Source organism: Acetatifactor muris (genome assembly GCF_024623325.1).
GTDB classification, from domain to species: domain Bacteria; phylum Bacillota; class Clostridia; order Lachnospirales; family Lachnospiraceae; genus Acetatifactor; species Acetatifactor muris.
Map to the genome: position 1 here is coordinate 1 of NZ_JANJZD010000055.1, position 22,263 is coordinate 22,263.

15 protein-coding genes are annotated in these 22,263 nt (G+C 49.6%); 11 read left to right on the plus strand and 4 right to left on the minus strand.

The window, feature by feature from the left end; translation table 11 throughout:
* Nucleotides 1-341 precede the first annotated feature (341 nt).
* Nucleotides 342-1,898: a response regulator transcription factor gene (locus NSB25_RS27010; RefSeq protein WP_172455296.1), complete on the plus strand. Its 1,557-nt coding sequence runs from the start codon at nt 342-344 to the stop codon at nt 1,896-1,898.
* Nucleotides 1,899-1,951: 53 nt separating this feature from the next.
* On the opposite strand, the gene NSB25_RS27015 is transcribed toward NSB25_RS27010, so the two are convergent.
* A complete protein-coding gene (locus tag NSB25_RS27015; RefSeq protein WP_146040197.1) occupies nt 1,952-2,995 on the minus strand; it encodes a FlxA-like family protein in 1,044 nt (347 codons plus the stop codon).
* Nucleotides 2,996-3,222: 227 nt separating this feature from the next.
* On the opposite strand from NSB25_RS27015, the gene NSB25_RS27020 reads away from it, so the two are divergent.
* The 7 genes from NSB25_RS27020 (at nt 3,223) to NSB25_RS27050 (ending at nt 14,345) form a co-directional block, all read left to right on the plus strand.
* Nucleotides 3,223-5,067 (plus strand): cache domain-containing sensor histidine kinase, encoded by a 1,845-nt coding sequence (locus NSB25_RS27020; protein WP_103242376.1) that lies wholly within the window; start codon nt 3,223-3,225, stop codon nt 5,065-5,067.
* Between the two features lie 287 nt (nt 5,068-5,354).
* Complete coding sequence (locus tag NSB25_RS27025) at nt 5,355-6,341, plus strand: ABC transporter permease (RefSeq protein WP_103242377.1); 987 nt, start codon at nt 5,355-5,357, stop codon at nt 6,339-6,341.
* Nucleotides 6,335-7,255: a carbohydrate ABC transporter permease gene (locus NSB25_RS27030; RefSeq protein WP_103242378.1), complete on the plus strand. Its 921-nt coding sequence runs from the start codon at nt 6,335-6,337 to the stop codon at nt 7,253-7,255. The genes NSB25_RS27025 and NSB25_RS27030 overlap by 7 nt, the downstream gene beginning before the upstream one ends.
* A gap of 58 nt (nt 7,256-7,313) precedes the next feature.
* Nucleotides 7,314-8,960 (plus strand): extracellular solute-binding protein, encoded by a 1,647-nt coding sequence (locus tag NSB25_RS27035; RefSeq protein ID WP_103242379.1) that lies wholly within the window; start codon nt 7,314-7,316, stop codon nt 8,958-8,960.
* Nucleotides 8,961-9,225: 265 nt separating this feature from the next.
* On the plus strand, nt 9,226-11,445 hold the full coding sequence (locus tag NSB25_RS27040) for an FAD-dependent oxidoreductase (RefSeq protein WP_172455297.1): 2,220 nt from the start codon (nt 9,226-9,228) through the stop codon (nt 11,443-11,445).
* The gene (locus NSB25_RS27045) at nt 11,438-13,486 is read left to right on the plus strand and encodes a glycoside hydrolase family 3 C-terminal domain-containing protein (protein WP_172455298.1); all 2,049 of its coding nucleotides are present in this window, start codon (nt 11,438-11,440) and stop codon (nt 13,484-13,486) included. Before NSB25_RS27040 ends, NSB25_RS27045 begins: the two co-directional genes overlap by 8 nt.
* 82 nt (nt 13,487-13,568) lie before the next feature.
* Nucleotides 13,569-14,345 (plus strand): DUF4886 domain-containing protein, encoded by a 777-nt coding sequence (locus NSB25_RS27050; RefSeq protein ID WP_146040198.1) that lies wholly within the window; start codon nt 13,569-13,571, stop codon nt 14,343-14,345.
* A 254-nt stretch (nt 14,346-14,599) separates the two neighbouring features.
* Here NSB25_RS27050 and NSB25_RS27055 read toward each other — a convergent pair whose 3' ends face one another.
* Nucleotides 14,600-15,031 (minus strand): HIT family protein, encoded by a 432-nt coding sequence (locus tag NSB25_RS27055; RefSeq protein ID WP_207656192.1) that lies wholly within the window; start codon nt 15,029-15,031, stop codon nt 14,600-14,602.
* A gap of 246 nt (nt 15,032-15,277) precedes the next feature.
* Nucleotides 15,278-16,192, minus strand: a complete 915-nt coding sequence (locus NSB25_RS27060) for an AEC family transporter (RefSeq protein ID WP_257479342.1) — start codon at nt 16,190-16,192, stop codon at nt 15,278-15,280.
* A gap of 244 nt (nt 16,193-16,436) precedes the next feature.
* Between NSB25_RS27060 and NSB25_RS27065 the strand changes: the two genes are divergently transcribed.
* Both NSB25_RS27065 and NSB25_RS27070 read left to right on the plus strand, forming a co-directional pair.
* A complete protein-coding gene (locus NSB25_RS27065) occupies nt 16,437-17,900 on the plus strand; it encodes an MFS transporter (protein WP_103242388.1) in 1,464 nt (487 codons plus the stop codon).
* Between the two features lie 20 nt (nt 17,901-17,920).
* Nucleotides 17,921-18,979 carry a glycoside hydrolase family 2 protein gene (locus NSB25_RS27070; protein WP_103242385.1) on the plus strand — a complete coding sequence of 353 codons (1,059 nt, stop codon included), beginning with the start codon at nt 17,921-17,923 and terminating at the stop codon, nt 18,977-18,979.
* 15 nt (nt 18,980-18,994) lie between these two features.
* On the opposite strand, the gene NSB25_RS27075 is transcribed toward NSB25_RS27070, so the two are convergent.
* On the minus strand, nt 18,995-19,549 hold the full coding sequence (locus NSB25_RS27075; RefSeq protein ID WP_103242389.1) for a Uma2 family endonuclease: 555 nt from the start codon (nt 19,547-19,549) through the stop codon (nt 18,995-18,997).
* A gap of 338 nt (nt 19,550-19,887) precedes the next feature.
* Between NSB25_RS27075 and NSB25_RS27080 the strand changes: the two genes are divergently transcribed.
* Nucleotides 19,888-21,999 (plus strand): leucine-rich repeat domain-containing protein, encoded by a 2,112-nt coding sequence (locus NSB25_RS27080; protein WP_103242386.1) that lies wholly within the window; start codon nt 19,888-19,890, stop codon nt 21,997-21,999.
* Nucleotides 22,000-22,263 lie beyond the last annotated feature (264 nt).

Sequence of the window (22,263 nt, forward strand, 5' to 3'; positions counted from 1 at the left end):
CTGACGGCGCTGAAGCTATTGAAGAGAGGAAAACTTACAGTTGAGGAGATTGCAGAAGATACAGAGCTTAGTGTTGCAGAAGTAGAGCAGCTTGCAGGATTTCAGACAGTGTAAAACGATAATGAGGGAAAATTTATATTGTGGTTATAAAGCAGAGAAATGCGAGGAGATTCGGATTTATTTCTCTGCTTTTTCTATAAAAAATTAGGTTCCAGCCTTCTATGCTTCCGTTTTGTCGTCTTGATAATTTTCTGTGCATAGGGTATGATAAACAGGAACCATGTCGAAAAGTGCGCTATATTGTGATGAGAATCACGTTTTGTCAATGGGAGACAAAAATTATGTATTCTTTGGTGATAGCAGAAGACGAATTTACCACAAGGCGTGCCCTGGTAAATATGATCAGGTGGAATGAGCTGGGCTTTCAGGTGGATGGGGAATTTTCGGATGGCAGAGAGCTTCTGGATTATTTAAAAAGCAACATTCCGGATGTCATTTTGACGGATATTAAAATGACGCAGGTGGGGGGGCTGGAGATTGCCCGGCTGGTGTCAGAACAGAATTTTCCGATTCGGATTGTCTTTTTATCCGGGCATAAGGAGTTTTCCTATGCACAGGAAGCGGTGGAATATCATGTGGCTCATTATCTGCTGAAACCTATTGATCTGTCCAGACTGCGGGAGGTTTTCCGCAGTATCCGGGAAAAGCTGGATGTGCAGAGCGCTCAGGAAGATCTGCTGCAGAACAGAAGAGATCACTATAGCAGACTGGTAAACTATGAGAAACAACAGTTTGTGACGGATGCCTGGTTTGGGGCGCTGAGCAATCCGGAACAAATGGCCGCCCGTCTGCGGCTGATTCAGGCGCGGACAAGCGAGGATGGAACGGAGCGGCAGTTCCTTGTGAGAATGGTTCTGCGGAAGGACGGACAGTATCAGGAGTTCTTGGACAATTATGGCCAGCAGGAGCTGCAGGAGCAGATTATTCACATTCTGGAATATTTTGACAGGAGGCTGGAGTACTATCCCATCACCTGGAGCAATATAGAGGAGGGATTGGCCGTACTGGGTGTTTTCTGGGAAAGTGAGGCAGACAGGCCCGGTGTGTATTATCCAGAGGAACTGGAAAAGTCGATCTATGACCTGATGGCGGTTCAGGCGAAAGTAACCACTTTCCAAAAGCTGAGCTCTCCCGAGGAGCTGGCACACTATACGGAAAATGTGGGCAGAAAGGAACCTGCGAACCATCTGGTGCAGGATAAGGAGTATCTCCAGCTTCTGAGAGATCAGAAAAAGCTGCTGTATTCCTATCTGTGCCAGAACAATGCAGTGCAGGTAAGAGAACTGACAGGCGCGCTGCTGAACAATTATCTGAGAGGTGGGGTGGCCTTCGCCCAGAGCCAGTGTATTCACACGGTTACAAAGCTGATAGATGAAATCACAGGCCATGACCTGATGGAGTGGAATCAATTATATGGGAAATGCATGAATCCTCTGCCTGCGCTGCAGGCGGAAGGGCTGAGAACCTGGCTGGAGGATTGCGTTGGTCTGTTGTATGAATATATGACAGGGCAATCAGATACCAAAGAGGATACCAGCATTGAAAAGGTGATGGAATATCTTCGTCTGCATTACAGCGAAGATATTACGCTGAATACCGTTGCGGAGGCGGTGTTCCTGAATCCGGTCTACATCAGCCGTCTGATCAAGGAGCAGACGGGGAGGAATTATACGGAGCTGGTCATGGAGATGCGTGTTGAACAGGCGGTAGAGCTTCTGGAACATTCGGATATGTACGTCTATGAGATTGCGGAAAAAGTAGGGTATAACAATCTGAAGTATTTTTATAAAGTATTCCGGAAAGTGAAGGGAAAGTCGCCCAGCGATTACAGAGCTTAGGGAAAAATAACAGGGGCTGCGACAGCCCCTGAAAGTATTTATCTGACTTTGCCTTATCTAAATTGAAGGGTTCCGTTATCTGATTTTAGCACCACAACCCCATCCGGGCTTGTTTTGAGAATCCGGTTTTTGACGTGCTCCTCAGCTTCTGCTTTTACCCTGCCGGCATTCCTCAAAATCTTATCTGATTTTCGGCCGGGCGCATTTACAACAGGAAGTCCATTTGCCGCATTTTTTACTTTCGCCTCACGTGCTTTCAGCTCGGTCTTCTTGTTCTGCACATCATTGCCCAGCATCTCGTCCTGCCGGATCTCTCCCTTCAGAATGGCGATACCGCCTTCTATTCTGGCTATGACTACTTCCCGGCGCTCTGTCTGCTCTCTGAAAATATCCCCGCCAACAATAGCCTGCATTTTATCCTGTGGAATCCCCCCAGTTTTCGGCTTCTCATCTCGGTCGTCCTCTGAGCTGCGCTCTGTTTTTTCTGCGTTGCGCTTTGTCTGCTCTGTGCTGTGCCGGATTTGTCCTGCGCTGCGCTTTGTCTGTCCTGCGCTGCGCTTTGTCTGTCCTGCGCTGCGCTTTGTCTGTCCTGCGCTGCGCTCCGCGTCTCCTGTACCCGCCATTTTTTCAGCAGCCTCTTTTGTAAACGAAGCTTCTGTACCCATGCTTTGCTCTGTATTTTTTCCGGCTTTACTGTTTTGTGCAGTCTTCCCCGTATTGCTTCCTTCAGCCCGGCGTGTCCGCATATCTGTGTCCGGGGCAGACAATTCTTCCAAGCGATCCGCCTGCTTTTGCTTTCTGCTGACTTCCGCCTGCCGCTGTCTTAAGCGTGTGTTAAGACTGCTTAATTCCTGCTGAAGCTCCTGTTTCTTTTTGGACCGTTCTCCCTCGGACATTTCCTGTTTAGAAGAAAGGCCCTGCTTCTGACGCTGTACCTCGGAAATTTCATTCTGAATATTCTTGCTGACCACATCTGCCGGCTGGGCGGCTGCTTTCTGACCTGTTCCTCTGCTTTGCCTGACCTCGGCATGTTGTACGGCCATTCTGCTCCGGCTGATCGCCGCGTTCTCCAATGTTCCTACACTGCTGATTCCCATGCTTTCACCTTCCATTCTGCTGAAAAATGTGCTTACAGCGTTGCAACCCTTTCCTGTTTAATTCACATTATACACTTAATAAGGCTAAAGTGCAATCAGTTCCTGGATTCCGAATTCCATAAAAATAACGGTTGAAAAAGGAACGATGAGCTGGTAAAATTCATACAAAATAAAGAGCTGAGAGAGATAGTGCGTAGACAGATAAGTGTATAGACAGGTGACAGAACATGGGAGACAGGCAGAGGAAGGATGAAAAAAGGAAATCGGGCTTCCTTTACAAAATTCGCAACCGACAGTTTCAAAGACTTTTTTTCAAGAACTGGATACAGGTGTTTGTGTGCATTGTGCTGCCGCTGGTTCTGTGCATTGTGGTAATACAGCATTTTTCCGCAGAAAGTCTGGTCAATGAGGTGGATTCTGCGGCGCGGCGCAGTACCAGCAATACCATGGTTACACTGGAAGCCCTGTTGAGAGAAGTATGCGACAGCCTGGAGAAAAAGGTGGTGGATGAAAGCTTTATCAGCTTTTTTCAGATGGAACGGGTGGAACCGCAGAATTACGATTATGTAGCGACGGTCAACGCTGTGTTGAAGCAGATTATTGCAGATTATCGGGATAATCTGTTTCATTCTGTGGATGTCTACAGTCAGGTGGGAGATTATATTATTTCTTCGCCGCATAAGGCACAGTCCGGGGAACGATTTATGGATAAATCTCTGCTGGAAACCTTCTTTGAAGGGGTGGAAAGTGGAAATCAGGGACTGTTCGCTGCTCCCAGATTTGCCTGGCAGGAGGGCAGGGAAGGCAGGCGTGTGATTACCATTTACTGGGGAAAAGGTGTGGGGGAACAGAAGGGTTTCGTCTCAGCCAGCCTGGATGCGGAGAAGCTGATCAGCTATATTACGGATGAACATGACCGCTTTCAGGGGGCCTATCTGATTGTGGATCCCAATGACCGTGTGATACTGGATACCTCAGGACAAATGAATGACGGGCATATCGCGCTTTCCACGGAGGCGGAAGTCTCTGCCGTAACCGCCGACATTGACGGCAGAACAATGCGGATTTTCTGGATGCCCATGAACCGGTTTGGATGGAAATGTGTGCAGATGGTACCTATGGAAGAATTTGAGAAGAGTAACGTCCGGCTGGAAAGGCTGATTTTCCTGATTCTGGTGTTGGGACTGACAGCGGCGGTGGTGCTGTCCTATCGTACCACAGTCAGGCTGTTCCGGCCCATAGAGGCTATTCTGCGGCTGTTGGAGAATCCGTCGGAACAGGTGCGGATCGGAGACGAGAATGGAGAGATACAGTATATGCTGGTGTCCATTCTGGAGCTGTTCCAGAAGAATATGACCCTGGAGCAGGAAATGCTGGAGCGTGTGGTGGCGCTTCGAAGTGCCAGAGCCAAAGCGCTGCAGGAGCAGATGACGCCTCACTTCCTGAACAATGTGCTGCAGGCTATCAACTGGAATGCCATCGCAGAAACCGGAGATGAGAACAGCATCACCAGCAAATCGATTCTTCTGCTGGCAGATATTTTGAGCACCGGCAAAGAGCAGAAGAATAATATCACCTCGGTGAAAGAGGAGATAGAGTATACCCGGAAATTTGTGGAGCTGGAATGTCTGCGGTACGGTCCGGGGATTCACTGCTTTTACCATGTGGCGCCGGAGGCGGAGCAGATGCCGATTCCCTGCATTTCTCTGCAGACGCTGGTGGAAAATTCCATCAGTCACGGTCTGCAGCCCCGGGGCGCCAGCGGTAACATCCATGTGAGCATTGATGTAAATGAGCTGCAGGGGCTGCATATCGTGGTAGAGGACGACGGAGTCGGATTTGAGGAAGCGGTGATCGGGCATATTTATTCCATGCTGGAGAAGGAATATATCTATGTGGGAGAGCATTTGGGAATCATCAATCTGTTCCAGAGATTCCGGCTGATTTACGGGGAAAAATGTGAATTCATCATCTGCCGGAGCTCTTACGGAGGGGCATGTGTGGAGATTAAGACGCCCAGATTGCCGGAGTTGTGGATACAATGTCCGGAAAAGCAGGGAATAGCAGGATAAGCGATATAGAAATCAGATAATCGGACAGGCAGATACTGTCATGCTCACATGGGGAGGTGGGTATGGCAGTTTTTGTTTTTTGAAATATCGGAAAAGATGAGGTAGAATTTGTGGGTATGAGGTAAAAATAACGGGATATATTTAAAAAGAAGGAGCGAAAAAGGTAAAAATAACGGCAGACTTTGAGAAAAAGGAGTAAAAACTGTACAATTGTCTGGAAAGAGACGGGATGGTAGAATGTGTATTGTAAGAAATGACAAAGCGATTTACGGAAAGCGGGGGACCAAATGGCAGACAGACAAAGTAATGTACAGACAAAAGAGCAGCCGGTCGAACAGCAGAAAAAAGGGTTGGCTGCTTTGGCACAAAGAAATCCGGTGCTCAGACATTTGAAGAGATTTTACTGGCTTTATATCTTTATGATTCCCGGGCTGGTATCCATTTCACTGTTTAAGCTGCGGCCCATGTATGGCCTTCAGGTTGCATTTAAGGACTTTTCTCTGGTGAAAGGAGTCTGGGGGTCGGAATGGGTGGGACTGGAACATTTTGAGACATTGTTCAAATCGGCAAACTTTCTCAGGGTGTTGAAGAACTCAATCATTACCAGCATTTTACGGTTACTGTGGGGGTTCCCTTTTCCCATCATTCTGGCGCTTCTGATGAATGAGATACGGCGGGAGAAGTACAAGAGGACACTGCAGACAGTCATGTATCTGCCGCACTTTATCTCCTGGGTTATCGTGATTACCATGGTGACGGGACTGCTTTCCAAATCACAGGGGATTATCAATGAGCTGATTGTGCTTCTGGGCGGTGATAAGATTGATTTCCTGACCAGCCCCTCATGGTTTCGCACCGTGCTGATCGGCTCAGGTATCTGGAAGGAGGCCGGGTGGGGAACTGTCATTTACATGGCCGCACTGGCGGGAATAGATGTTCAGCTGTACGAGGCCGCAATGATTGACGGCGCGAATCGCTGGCAGCGCCTGCTTCACATTACCCTTCCCTGCATACTGGGAACCGTGACCATCATGCTGATTATGAATATGGGAAATATTCTGTCAAACGGATTCGAGCAGATCTGGCTGCTGCAGAATTCTCCGAATAAAGAAGTGGCGGAAGTGCTGGAGACTTATTCTTATCAGGTTGGTCTGCGGGAGGGAAGGTTCAGCTTCGCCACGGCAATCGGTTTCTTTCAGTCTGTGGTGGGAATGATTATGGTATTTCTGTCCAACTTTTTGTCTAAGAGAATGGGAGGAAGCGGATTATGGTAAAGGCAGAGAAGCGGCATGGAACCAAAGTGAAGGAAAGTGTGCCGGAGCGGATTTTTTCCGTAATCAATTATGTGGTATTGACTCTGGTGGCACTCCTGATGCTTTATCCGATTGTGAATATCATAGCGGTTTCCTTTTCCAACTACAATGAATACCTGAAAACGCCCTGGATGATCTGGCCGAAAAAATTTACGCTGGAGGCCTATAAGCTGGTATTTCGAAACAGTTATTTCTGGCGCAGTTACATAAATACCATCATTGTCACGGTTGCGTCCACGTTGCTGAGTCTGGTGACGACGCTGATGTTCGCCTGGTCCATGGCGCGCAGGGAGGTAAAAGGGAAGCCCTTCTTCATGGTCATCCTGATTTTTACAATGGTGTTCAGTGCGGGTATGATTCCCAATTATCTGAATATGCAGGATCTGAATCTGCTGAATACTCTGTGGGTACTGATTCTGCCGGGTACTTTCAACACATTTAACTGTGTGATCATGATGAGCTTTCTGCGGGAGCTGCCTTACGAGCTGGTGGAAGCGGCCATGGTGGACGGCGGTTCGGAGCCATATATTCTGAGGAAAATCGTGGTTCCTCTGTCGAAGCCGGTGCTGGCGTCGGTTACACTGTTTCTGGCGGTAGGAGCATGGAACTCGTACTTCGGGGCACAGATTTATATTCAGAACAGAGACCTGTGGCCCATTGCCCTCACATTGAAGGAGATTCTGATGGCGGCATCCACTGCGATACTGGAGGCGGAAGCCGATCCGGCTGCGTTGAGCGCGGTGGGAGCGGAAATAGAATCCAAAACAATACAGTACGCATCGGTAATTATATCCACACTGCCGATTATGTGTATCTATCCCTTCCTGCAGAAGCATTTTGCAAAGGGCGTTATGGTAGGTTCTGTGAAGGGTTGACATAAAAAATGTGGGAAGTAAAAGTGATTCATTCATAACAGACAGGAGGAGAAACAAAATGAAAGCAAAGAAAGTGACTGCATTACTGATGGCTGTACTGATGACTGCGGGATGTCTTGCCGGCTGCGGAGATCAGCAGGCTGAGACATCAGAGACAACCAGCGGGCAGGAAACGTCAGCCGACGCGTCAAAGGAAGGCACAGACAGTGCGCCGGAGGAAAGCAGCGAGGCCGCAGACGCAGGAGAGCCTGTAAAGCTCAGCATCATGCTTCACAGTGTGAACGAAGTGCCGGAAGGGTCCATAGCAGACCAGTGGGTGGACCAGCTGGAAGAAAAGCTGAATGTGGAGCTCGAGTGGGTGATTCCGCCCAGTTCTGCCTATGAGGATAATCTGCAGCTGTATCTGATCAATGAGGATAAACCGGATATAATGTGCTTTCCCACAGAGTGGCTGACCCAGACATCCTTTACGGATGCCTGCCAGTCCGGTATGTTCTATGATATTTCTGACCAGCTGGAGAATTACCCCAATCTGATGGCTCATACAGCACAGATTTCCTGGGAAGCACTTGACGTCTTCAACGACGGCAGAGTCTGGGGCGTTCCCCGTTCCACAGTCTGTCGCGCCGATGGCTTCCTGCTTCGGGAGGACTGGCTGAAGAATCTGAATATTGACTATACGGAAGGCGAACTGATGACGCTGGACGAATTTTATGACATGTTGTATGCATTTACTTATAATGACCCGGACGGGAACGGCATAGATGATACCTGGGGACTGAAAAGCTATGCTACAGATAATGGTTCCCTGAACAGCAATCTGAACAGGATTTTCCATATCGGCGGGGGAGAAGCATGGTACGAGATGGCGGATGGTACTGTAACCAATCTGAAATATTCTAAAGACCATGATTATTATAAGCAGTACCTGGAATTTGCAAATAAGTGCTGGAAGGCAGGTGTCATGGAGCCGGATGCCTTTGCACTGGACGGTGCGGCCTCCAAGGAACGAAATGCACAGTATGGCTGTATCGCAGAATATCCGGGCAACATTGACCTGTATGACAAGGAAGACCGCACCTATGTGTACTGTCCCGGCGTTGTAGTGGACGGAGATCCCATCGGCACTTATACCTATGGCGATCATAATACGGGAGTCTGGTATTACTATGCAATCTCTTCTACCTGTGAACATCCCGAGAAGTTCCTGGAACTGGCAGATTACATTCTGTCTGATGAGCAGTGGATTAACCTGAATGCAAAGAACCTGGTAGATGTGGGATTTGTCATGGATGCGGATGGAAATTATGATTTCTCCATGTTTGATGCGCTCAAGGCAGACGATGAGAAAAACGGAACAAAGCTGGCAAACACATCCCTGATCAGTGCTTTCCTGCGTCGCTCTGACGGAGCTGAATTCTTCATTGCGAAGACCAATCCTCCCGAGAGACAGAAGCGCCTTGCTGATCTGATTGAAATCACTTTTGACCTGTACTGGCCGGCCGTTGACCGGGGCTACAAGCCGGAAGTCGCAACAGATCCGATCTTTATCGAGTATAAGAACTTCATGATTCAGGAAGAATCCAAAATTATCACCGGCGACAAGCCTGTGGAGTATTGGGATGAGCTGCTGGACGGCTTCTATGAGGCGGGTTACGATAAGTATGTAGAGGAAATGACTGCTTACATTGACAGCTTAAAATAATGTTGTACCTTTAAACGATGAGACGATATTCAATACCAGTTCTATAGGATTTTCCTGCAGAACTGGTATTTTTAAAAATCAGAAAACGGGATGGCTTTTAATGGGGTGTGGCATTGTATGGGCTGCAGCGGAACTGGAATTAAAAACAGCAGCAGCCCGTACAATACCCGGAGGATTTACGGACGCATGTATTTAGCGGCCGGAAAGAGCTCTGCTTTAATGGTATTGTATGGGCTGCTGCGGAACTGGAATAAGGAGAATAATCATGGAAAGAATCTGGATTGATGCGATGGAATTTGACGAGCTGGGAGGCTTTCGAAGGGAGACACAGTTTGTCAGGGAGATGGGACAGGGCTATCTGATGGCAGACAGTGTGGACGGTGCCGTGGCACCTGCATCAGTGACATTTACTGTGGCGGAGGAAGGACGTTATCGGGTGTTCCTCCGCACGAAGAACTGGTGTGTGGGATATGAGCCGGACGGACTGATTGTGGCTGTGGACGGTGTAAAATCAAAGCGTGTCGCCGGGACGATGCAGATCTCGGGCTGGTATTTTGAGGCGGGGGGTGATTTTGATCTGACAGCCGGAACACATACACTCAGTGTATATGACACGACAGGGTGGTTTGGCCGTTTTGCCGCTCTGGTGGTGACGAATGACTTTGACTTTTATCCCTCTCCGGAGCATTCCCGCTGGATGGCGCAGCGTGCGGAGATGAAAGGACTGAAAAAGCAGGTTACAGATCACGGACATTATGATATGTTGATTGCAGGGGGCGGCGTCCCCGGTGTCACCGCGGCGGTGACCGCCGCCCGGCATGGTCTGAATGTGGCGCTGGTCAGTGACCGCCCGGTGCTGGGAGGCAATGGCTCCGACGAGGGCAATGTGGCGCTGGAGGGAGGCGCACACCGAGGCTACCATGAGACAGGGGTAATCTATGAGATTAAAAATATTCGTTATGAAGAAAAGCTGTCCTGGTCTGAAGCATTTGATAAGTTTGTGAAGCAGGAGCCCAATATCACCCTGTTTTCCAATATGCTGATAGATGACTGTCAGTGTGAGAATGGCAGGATTCAGTCAGTACACGCCGTTGACACATTGCGCCTCACAGAGCATACTTTCAGCGCCGATCAGTTTGTGGATGATACCGGAGATGGATGGCTGGGGTATTATGCCGGGGCGGCCTATCATATCGGAAGAGAAGCGGGCTGGGAGTATCAGGAGGATTTCGCGCCGGAGGATGCCGACGGGAATACCATGAGTGGATGCAACATCGGGGATCATCCTGATTTCCATGATACTATCTGCAGCTATGGAGCGGAATTTGTGGAGGAGGATGTGGAATTTACACCGCCTGACTGGGCTATTGCGCTGCCGCAGGGAGAGGAGATGAACAGAAGGCCCCGCAGAATTATCATGGGCGAGTGGTGGCTGGAAAACCGTAATGATTATGACGATCTGTGGGAACAGGAGTACACAAGAGATGCGCTGATTCGTGTGGCGGCGGGCTTCTTCGACTGGCTGAAAAATTCCTGGCCGGAAAGAGAAAAAGTGAGAAAACTGAAGCTGAAGACCCTGGGGACATTCAATGCAAAAAGGGAGACCAGAAGGCTTGTGGGGGACTATGTGATTACCCAGAATGATTACAGAACCAGGCCTGACTATCCCGACGCCGTATTTTTCAGCGGGTGGAATATTGACGTGCATCATATCAAAGGTATCTTCTCGGGAAGAGAGGGCGCATTTACCTGTGATGAGAAAATCGCCGTGACTCCCATGCCCTTCCGGAGTCTGTATTCCAAAAACATAGCGAATCTGATGATGGTGGGAAGATGTATCAGTACCACCCACATCGGTATGGGCCCCACCCGCGTGATGCTGACCGGCGCCTGCATGGGGCAGGCTGTGGCGACTGCCGCCTGGCTGTGTAAGAAGTATCAGGCAGATCCTCGTGAAATCGGGGCCGGGCATATGGACGAATTGCAGCAGACGTTGCTGAAGGACGGCAACTCCATTCCCGGATGTAAAAATCATGACCCGGAGGATCTGGCTCTGACGGCAGTCATCACGGCGGATTCCTGGGAAGAGAACGGAGAGCCCCGGAATGTCATAAACGGGATTAACAGAGCGGCTGACGGGGAGAAGTATGCCTGGATTTCAAAAGAGGGTCTGCCTCAGACTCTGACCCTGACTTTGCAGGAGCCGAAGCCGGTCAGCCAGGTGCGGGTCACGCTGGATATGCCTTTTGCCCGGTATACCATGGGCTACCAGGAGATGCCGGCAAAGGATGAGACACTGGCGGACTTCACAGTGGACCTCTGTGTGGGCGGCGTCTGGAAATGTGTGGGACGCATGGAAAATAATATTCAGAGGCTGGCAGTGATTGATTTCACACCGGAAATGGCGTCCGCTGTGCGGATCAATGCGCTGCGGGGAACGGGAATGGACAGAGCCATCATTCCGGAGGTGCGGATTTATGAATAAAAAAGAGATATTGAAGATGCTGTCTCTGGAGGAAAAAGCAGAATTGCTGACAGGATATGGTCCAATGGGAACCAGGCCGGTGGAGCGGTTTGGAATTCCCGCCAAAGTCATGGCGGATGGACCGCATGGGGTGAGGCTGGAAAAAGATTCCGGAGAAAATGCCGCACATTTTCCCGGTCTCTGTGCCCTGAGCTCTTCCTGGGACAAAAACGCCGCTTACAGAATGGGGCGCGCCCTGGGGAAAGAATGCCGGCATCATAAGAAAGATATGCTTCTGGGGCCTGGCGTCAACATTAAGAGGCATATTCTGTGTGGACGGAATTTCGAATATCTGTCGGAGGACCCTGTTCTGGCAGGGGAGCTGGCGGCATCTTACATTCAGGGAGTACAGGAGGCGGGTGTCAGCGCCTGCGTGAAGCACCTGGCAGCCAACAACCAGGAGAAAAACCGGTCGGAGATCAATGTGGAGGTGGAGGAACGTACGCTGAGAGAACTTTACCTGAAAGCATTTCAGATTGCGGTGCAGAAGGGAAAGCCGGGTGCGGTTATGTGTGCTTATAATAAACTGAATGCAATCTGGTGCTCGGAGAATCCGTTTCTGCTGACGAGAGTCCTGCGGGAAGAATGGGGATTTGAGGGACTTGTAGTCTCCGACTGGGGAGCGGTGCATCATGCGGCGAGAGCCGTCAGAGCCGGAATGGACCTGATTATGCCCCGCAGAGCGAAAATTTGCGAGGAAATTCAGGCGGGCCTTGCGGAACATACTCTGACGGAAGAGGAACTGGACAGGGCTGTGGGGCGTGTGCTGGAATTCGCTGAAAAATATGAGAATGGTCATGAAAATGAATCGTGTGGTGAGCTATATGATCACACCGGTGAGCTATATGACCGCGCCCGTCAGCACGAAGAAGCGGTACAGATTGCACGGGAAAGTATCGTTCTGCTGAAGAATGAAGGAAAGGCTCTTCCCCTGACTGCTTCCGGGTATAAAAAAATAGCTGTAATCGGTGAGTATGCCGTATGTCCGCTGACAGGTGGACAGGGAAGTGCCGAGGTATATCCGGAGAAGGAATATGTGGATTCTCCACTGGAGCGGTTGAAGGCGTCATTGCCGGAAACGGAAATCCTATATACAGAATTGTATCGGAAGGCAGAGATGCCGGCAAATATGCTTTGGCCGAAGCTGAACGATTTCCGGAAGTCAGTGGCAGATTGTGAAGCCGTGATATTTTTTGCCGGAGAGATGGAATCGGAGAGCACGGAATGTTTTGACCGCAGGAGTGCGGAGCTCAATCCCAATATGAGCTTTTTCATGGAAGCGGCATGCGATTTGGATAAGAAGGTGATTGTAGTACTGCAGTCCGGCGGTGCGTTGATTCTGGGAGACTGGAAAGACCATGCAGATGCCATTGTGCAGATGTGGCTTGCCGGAGAAGGGGCAGGGCAGGCTATTGCGGACATTCTCACCGGCACTGTGAATCCCTGCGGAAAGCTGGCGGAGACTTTTCCGAAGAAACAGAGACAGGATGTGGATTTCGGAGAGGGAATGCGGGTATGCTATAAGGAAGGACTGGAAGTGGGATATCGCTACTATGACCGCCATCCGGAGGAGATTGGCTTTCCGTTTGGACATGGACTTTCCTATACTGTCTTCCAATATACAGGAGGAGATGTTACTATAGAGAAGGATACATTGAAAATCAATGTAACAATAAGCAATCGGGGAGACAGGAACGGCTCGGAAGTGGTGCAGGTTTATACAGGGCAAAATTCGCCGGTGATGAGCAGGCCGGTAAAGGAGCTGAAGGTCTTTGAGAAGGTATATTTGGAGGCAGGTCAGGAGAAGCAGCTTGAGATGACGATTCCGGTCAGAGAGCTGGGATATTACAATGTCATGCTGGGGGACTGGGTGGTGGAAAATGATTTATATCGGATTTTTGTGGGTGCCTCTTCCCGGGATATCCGGCTGGAAATGGAAGTCCGGATAAGCGGAAATATGACATATTCTGTGCGACGTACAGGAGAAGCAAGTGTGGGCTGAGACCGGCTGCCGGAATCACGCTGCTGAAATTACAGGTATTATAAAACCGGAAGAACAAAAACAAGAGTGGAGAGTGGTAAAAATGATCAGAATTCTTGCAATCGGAAACAGTTTTTCGGAGGACGCAACTTATTATCTGCACCAGATTCTGGAGGCGGCAGGTGTTGAGAATCTGGTGGTGAATCTTTTCATCGGCGGATGCCCGCTGGAAAAGCACTGGCTTAATATTGAACGGGAGGCGAGAGAGTACCAGATGCAGGTAAATGGCGTCAAAACGGACCGCCATGTGTCCGTACAGGATATGCTGCAGGAGGCAGAGTGGGACTTTATTGTGACACAGCAGGCCAGCCATGACAGCGGCTGGGTGGATACATATGAGCCTTTTCTGGGGAACATGGTGAATTACCTGAAAGAGAATGCGGGGAATGCGAAGCTGTTATTGCATGAGACATGGGCTTATGAGAAGGACAGCACCCACTGGAACTTTGGGCGGTACAATAAGGACCAGCAGGAGATGTACCGAAGACTGAGGCTGGCATATACCACAATGGCGGAAAAGTACGGACTTGTCCTTATCCCTGGAGGAGACCTGATACAAAGGCTTCGGGGGACCGCCTATTTCGGAGACGGTGCGGAAAGGAAGATCTGCAGGGATGGATTTCATATGAATTATATGTATGGAAGGTATGCCATTGGCTGTATCTGGGCCAGGTGCCTGACGGGCATCGGGGTAAAAGGAAATTCTTTTCTGCCGGAGACTGTGTATATGCCGTATGAGAAGCCTGACAGAGAAATAATTGCTGTCATCCAGTCCCTGGCAGATGATGTGGAAGTGCGGGATTGCGCAAGAAAAGTGTAAATCCCATTGTGCCGGTAAAAATGGCAGAAGTCTGCTCTCTTTTCCGCAGCAGCTTACGGCTGCGCCGGCCATGTCCTTTCCTCCGTGGAATCCGGCGCGGTGGTGGATGTGGCCGTGGCAGGTATGGCCGCAGGCGACGCGGGCGCCGTGGCGGATGCAGGAGGTGCGGTTGATGTGGCCATATAGAGGGCGATTTCATTTAATTAAGCCACATTAATATTCCTGGCGATAACGGAGGCTTTCGCACGGTGGGATTACAGATTTGCCTTAATCTTCTCAATCATTTCCTGATATTCCGCATCTGTGAGATACGTTTTGTCAGGATTCATCTGGAACGTGCCGCCCCACTCGTCTCCGCCTTCGTACTTGGGAACCAGATGCATATGCAGATGGCAGCCGGTATCTCCGTAAGCACCGTAATTTACCTTGTTGGGGTGAAATGCCTTATGAAGCGCACGTGCCACACGGGTCACGTCAGCCATAAAGGCGTTCCGTTCCTCATCGCTGATATCCACCAGTTCGCTTACATGATCTCTGTACGCCACAATGCATCTGCCGGGTTTGCTCTGCTCCTTGAACAGAACCAGACTGCTGACCGTCAGGTCACAGACAAAAATACCGAACTTTTCAAGCAATTCTCCTCTCATACAGTAGCCGCAGTTAGAATCTTTCATGACAATCACCATACCTTTCTGCAATTTTCGCAATTTTTTACAACTGTTTTCACATGAAGCATTGTAAGAAACTTATATTTATCATTGTAAGTGCAACTTAATATTTTGACAAGCCCGAATGTGCTGCGTATACTTTCCTTCCGGACGAGGCTGCCACCGCTCCTGTCTCTGACCGGGCACAGTGGTATGAAAAGCTTAATGGGGGAAAGTGCTGACCGGAGCCGGCTTACAGAGCCGGAAGGAAGGGCAGAACCGCATTTACCCGGCAACTGTGAGCAGTACAGGTATCGTAAGCACACAGAGCAGAGTGGTCAGAATGATGGCTGCGCTGCAGGTGGAGCCGTCTATGCCTTTTTGATTGCCCAGAATCAGGGGCATATTGCCGATGGGCATGCCGAACATGACGATGCAGACCGAAATCAGCTCCTGACTGTTGGCAGCCAGCTTCAAAAGAGGCAGCATAAGCAGAGGGAGCACCAGAAGCTTGATGACGGAAAAAAGGTACAGCTTCGGCTGTCCGAATATTTTCTTCAGATCAGAATGGGCCAGTGTAAAGCCCACGGCCACCAGCGCCATGGGAGAAGTTACGTTTCCCAGATAGGAAATAGCCGTTTTGACAAAATCAGGAAGCTGGATGCCGAGGACAATGATTACCATGGAGGCAAGGGCGGAGACGGTTCCCGGATTGACCATGGCCTTCAGGGAAGAAGGTGAAAATTTCCCGTCCATCAATGCGACACCATAAGTATAGAAGACAAGCGTATAAATCAACAGGAATTCGCTTACATAGACCACGTACTCTTCCCCCAGGATACTGGAAACCACAGGGATGCCGATGAAACCCAGATTGGAGAAAACAAACATCATCTGAAAGATTTTCCGCTGATCAGGTGATTTGTCGAAAAGCGGCGACAGGAGCATTCCCACCAGAATGAATATGACGAACATGCCCGAGGCAATCAGTGCGATGGTTCCCATGGTCTGCAGGGAAACCAGTCCTGCGGAATTGGCTGCGCTGGACAGAATCAGCAGGGGATTGAACAGATTCACAATCATTTTGGACATCTGTGTGTTGGTATGGGCATCCATCATTCCTGTTTTGGTCAGGAAAAAACCGGCTCCAATCATAATGAGAAGCGCAAGCATCTGAAAAAATACAGTGAAAAGTGTCATCATTATCCTCTTTCATCTCTTTTGGCCGCCGAAAGTTATCAACAATACGGCTCCATTCTCCGGGAGTTCATGTTAATGTTCCAAAGGTATTATGAACCTGAATCAGGGAAAAAACAAGAAAATTTTTTTGCTGCGCGGGCAAAAGCGGCGCATATTATTCTCATTTCTGTGCAATGATAAGTGTGATTGGAATCTGCAGCAACTGTGGATTGCGGACTGGACCCCGGCAGAAATGGAGGATGTTATGGTGACAGATGACAGAGGAGACAGGAAAACAGATGCTTCCGGAGAAATTCGTCCCTTTGGACTTCGGGATAAAATCGGATATATGTTCGGAGATTTCGGAAATGATTTCAGTTTTATCTTTGCCAGCAATTATCTGATGGTATTTTATACAAAGGTGCTGGGGCTGAGCGGCTTCGTGGTAGGGCTGCTTTTTCTGGGAGCTCGATTTGTGGATGCATTTACGGACGTTACCATGGGACGTATCGTGGATTATATGCGGCCGGCAGGAGACGGCAGATTTCGCTGCTGGATAAGGCGTATGTGTGTTCCCGTGGCGGTTGCCAGTTCCGTTATGTATCTATATTTTGTGAGGGACTGGGTTTATTGGGCGAAGCTGGTCTATGTAATTTTTACGTATCTGCTGTGGAGCAGCTTTTGCTATACTGCCATCAATATCCCTTACGGTTCCATGGCTTCGGTTATCAGTCCGGATGTAAAGGACAGGGCGTCCCTTTCCACGTTTCGAAGTATCGGTGCCAGCCTGGCCGGTCTGGTTATCGGCGTGCTGGTACCTTTGATAGTCTATGAGACCGACCTGGAGGGAAACCAGGTGGTGCGGCCGGTGAATTTTACGGTGACTGCATTTGTGTTCGGCATTCTTGCGGTAGGGTGCTATGTGTTATGTTATCTGCTGTGTCAGGAAAGAGTGGTTTTTGCGAAGAAAGAAGGGAAAAAAGAAAGTGTCTGGAGCATGCTTGCAGGTCTTGGGAAAAACAGGCCTCTGCTTGCGCTGGTCTGTGCGGCGCTGGTATTGCTTCTGGCCACATTGCTGAGCCAGACCATGAACAATTACCTTTTCCTGGATTACTTTAAAAACGCAAAAGCACTTTCTGTGGTGAATGTGGTAGGAATCGGAGGGACGCTGCTGCTGGCACCATTCATTTCCGTTATTGTGTCCAGAATCGGTAAGAAGGAGGCGGGAGCCGCAGGCATGCTTTTGGCCGGAGTGGTCTATGTGATTCTTTTTTTCCTGCAGGTGAAAAGTATCCTTCTGTTTATGGTGCTGTTTTTTCTGGGAACCCTGGGAACCGGATTGTTTAACCTGATTATATGGGCATTTATCACAGATATTATTGACTATCAGGAGATTGCCACCGGCAGGCGGGAGGATGGTACGGTTTATGCGGTTTATTCCTTTGCGAGAAAGGTAGGACAGGCACTGGCAGGGGGCCTGGGCGGTTTTGTGCTGACTGCCATCGGCTATATATCCGAGGCGCCGGCCCAGACCTGGGAGGTGTCCCGAAGAATTTATATGGTGGCCACGCTGGTACCCGGAATCTGTTATCTGGCGGTATTCCTGATCGTTCAGTTTGCCTATCCGCTGACCAGAGGCGAAGTGGAGAAGAATACAGCCATACTGCGGAACAAGAGACAGGAGCAGGCGGGAGAGGCAGGCATACAAAGAGACGAAAAGAGTACCTGAAACAGAGGGGAAGAATAAGGATGAAGTTCGACAGAGCGGCACCCGGCGGTGGGGTGGAGGTAAACTGCAGACTGGAAAACGGAAAAGCTTTTCTGGAATGGGAATTCTATTTTGACAACAGGGAAGAAAGCTGTGGAATAGAGGATCATATCAGACTGACGCTCACAGACAGGCGGGGTGAGACGGTGCTGGAAGGCATACGGCTGTTCCGTGAGGAAGAGCCGCTGCAGTCTGTCCTGCTGCAGCCGCAGCTGTGGCAGGGCCCTTCCGCTCCCTGGCTGTATGCTCTGGAGGCTGTCCTGGCAGACCGGGAAGGCAGGTGCCTGGACCGGATTGTCAGACAACTGCCTCTGCGCAGTCTGGGCTGCATGGAAATACAGGGAAAACGAGAACTGCTTCTGAACGGAGAGACATTTTCCGCGCGGATGGTTGGATATACTTTTCCGGCAGCAGGGACAGGGGCGGCAAGACAGCAGAAGATAATGGAAGATATGAGATGGCTTCTGAAAATGGGGGCCAACAGTATCGCTGTGGATATGGATGTGGAAGCTGTCCCGGATTCCTTTCCTGAATTATGCGATCGCCTGGGATTTCTGCTTTTTTACAGAAGGGAAAGAAACGGGTATTGGGCGTGGGCACAGGATGGGGAAGAAAAGTTCCGGATACAATGTGAGGAAAAAGTTCCTTCTTTCAGAGGAGAGCAGGACAGCCTGTTCCGGCCTGGAAGCAGCGCTCCCACAGCTCTCTATTACCAATACAGGGCAAAATGGAGCCGGGAACCCTTTGTATATATTGTACCGGAAAGCATACAGAGAGGAGAGAGCTGCAATTATACGGTGAAATGCTACAGCAACTGTGACAGAGTGGCGCTGTATTCGGATGGAAGTCTGTTCGCATTCCAGCGAGGAGAGATCGAATTCGTATTTCAGGAGGTGCCGGCAAGAACCCCCGGTGTCATGCTCACTGCGGAAGGAGACGGATGCAGTGAAGCCCTGTCAGTACACAAATCCTTCCTTGCGAAATCCTGCAATTCCACTCAACTGACGCACACAAATGTACCAGGCCGGACAGCCCCCTGAACCGGTGAATACAAACTATATCAGATAATCCAGCAACTGGGAGAAGTCAATTGCGAAATCTCCGTATATTGCCACCGGTATGGTATCGGTGAAACTGTAGACCCGGGGGGTGTCTGATTCCTGCAGAAGATAAACGCTGACCTGCCGCCTGGCATAATCCACAATCCAGTATTCCCGGACACCGGTCTCTTTGTAGACAGGAAGCTTAAGACGGTAATCCATCCGGCGGCTGGAAGGTGACACAATCTCTACCACCCAGTCGGGCGCGCCATGGCATCCACGCTCATCCAGCCTGTCTCTGTCACATATGACAGAAATGTCAGGTTCGAAATAATTCCGATCGTCCTTCCTGATAAACACGCCGAAGGGAGCAGGGACAACCCTGCATTTGCCCTTGTGTGACTTTATGTAGTTGAAAATTTCAACACTGAGCCATATCAGGATATCCTGATGACTCAGGGCCGGGGATGCCATCATATACATCCTGCCGTCGATCAGCTCGGCCCGCTGGCCTTCCGGCAGGGCATCGATGTCTGCGATAGTGTAACTACCTTGCTTTTGTGATGTCATGACGTAAAACTCTCCTTTTCTGGCAAATTCCATAAAGGTCTCCTTTCCTGGCGGAGACTTCTACAGAAGACAGTCTCTGCCCTGTTAATTTTGTACATGAGTAAAATGGCGAACCTGCCCTGGCAGAAATTGCCGGAATGTGCGAATGCACTGTTTGCCGATTGCTCTTGATGAATTTAGTATACATAGAAGGAAGCTTTTTGTCAAATGTTTTTTATATTTAATTATTAATAAATGTTGGTAAAAACGTAATGGCTGAGGAAAACATCTGTTGACAAAGCAAAGCGGGGGGTAAACTTGTTCTGTATATAAAGAGCATTTTCATACAGGAGGAAAACATGAGAAAACAGAGTAAGCAGAAATTTGTTCTGATGCTGGCCGTACTGCTGGCTTTGCAGAGTACTGCCTGCGGAGAAAAGCCGGAAGCGTCCTCGGATGTTTCCACAGAAAGAACAGAATCGTCTTCGGAGATGCCATCCGCAGATACGGAGGAGACAGTTGAGTCAACAATTGTGGAGGAAACACCCACACCGGAAGATCCCAATGCAGTGAAATGGGATGAATCCGGTCGTGAAAGAACCATGCAGGAAGCGGTAATGCGCGTGAAAACGGGTATCTTTGACAGAGAACTGACGCCGGAAGATCTGCGGAAGGTGACTGAACTGGAAGCAGACGGAACTGCTTTTGATAAGCTGGACTGGCTTGCCTATCTGGAAGGCCTGACTGTGCTGCGGCTGCCTGGAGGCAATAAATTCGGTGTGGAGAACCTGGACTTTCTGTCCGGAATGAGCGGACTGCTGGAGCTGGACCTGAGCAATGGTCAGGGAGTTCACAGTTATCGCTTTAAAGATATCAGCGGATTGTCCGGTCTGACAAATCTGACTACATTGTCACTGTCCTGTGAAGGAGAGGCTGACGTAAGCGTATTGTCGGAGCTGAAGAATCTGACGTCTCTTACGCTGGAAGGACTTGACGCGGAGGATTTGAACGTGTTGTCCGGGTTGACTAATCTGACTTCGCTTACGCTGAATATCGCTTCTCCGAGAGACAGCGGGGGACAGGAGCATGAGCTGGATTTGAGTGCATTGTCCGGTCTGACGAATCTGGAATCCCTGGTTTTGAGCGGTGATAGAGGCCGCATTTGTGATATCAGTTTTCTGAGCGGAATGAATAACCTGACTGTGCTGCGCCTGTCCACAGAGACGAATATGGGGCTTGGGACTGATGATATCGGTGTTCTGTCCGGTCTGACCAATCTGGAGACGCTGGAGTTGAATTTTAATATAGACTATTCGGCTTGGGATGGAGAGAGGGGATTTACTTATTACACAAGAATGTATGATATCAGTCCCCTGTCCGGTCTGACGAATCTGAAGAATTTAACGCTGGGCTATTTAAACGCTTACATTGACCTGAACTGTCTGTCCGGCCTGACCAATCTGGAGATGCTGGAGTTACATCCGATTTCCGATGTCACCGAAAATGGCGGTGTAATTGTACATTACGGCGGGGATATGAGCAGCCTGAGCGGTCTGACCAATCTCAGGACGCTGTTGCTGAAGAATCAGGTTAATGTGGGATGGAAATTAAACCAGATCGCTTCCATACCGGCGCTGCCGAATCTGACAACTTTGGGGGTTTCACTGAGCCATCGCACGGATATCTCCGGAGAGATGCGGAGGCTGGAGGCAGCAGGAGTGCTGTATCTGGACCCTGTCCAGGAGGACAACCCGTTTCCGAACCTGGAGAATCTGGACACGCTGATTATATATGAGAGTGATCAGGCCAATGTTGAGAATCTGAACCCTCTGTATTTGCAGAATCTGACTACAATGATCATAGAGGACCGCGATGCCTGGGAGCTGCCGCTGGGAGAGGATCCTAATGCCTGGAAGCTGGGGTTGGGACCGGAGAGGGTATGGCCCAATCTGACTACGCTGACTCTGACAAGCGGAACCGGTGCCGAGGAATGGAACTCTGACTGGAATGCAAGATTCCCGAAGCTGGAGGCGCTTACTTTGAATGGATATCGTGGTGATTTTACCGGTCTGTCCGGCCTGACGAATTTGACATCGTTGACGCTGGGTAGTTTTGGGGGGAATGCTGATGGCCTGGCTGACCTGACCGGCTTGACGACACTGACTTTGCCAGGCAACTGGGGACCTATCAAATACAGAACAGTCGATCTGACCAAACTGCAAAATCTGACTACTCTTACAGTAGAAGCGGAAAATCCTATGTCCTATAGCGATGTCTTCAGCTACAGCGCGGTATCCGGTCTGCCGAATCTGACCACAGTGCTGGGCGCCGCCAATGACATGGAAGAAATTGCGACACTGCCTGCGCTGACGACAATATCGTTTCCATACAGCATGTTCCACGAACATAAAACATACGACAGAGCTATCAGCGTACTGAGCACCATACCGGATATGACGATTCAATGGTAAACGTACGGCAGTTGTACGCCAGGTGGAGATTGTGGTTACAAAATCACAATCTCCACTGATTTTTTACGTCAATATATTTAATCAACATGGTATTTCAAAATACATTGACAAGCGTCTCTGTTTCGAGTACCATCTAGTGTAGTGACATGTTGATATATAGATAAATTATGCTGGTAAATACAGCCGTTTTGGTATATACTAAGAAAAAAACGGCGGTGATTCCTATGGCAAGACCCAGAAAATATGTAATCAAGCTTACGGAAG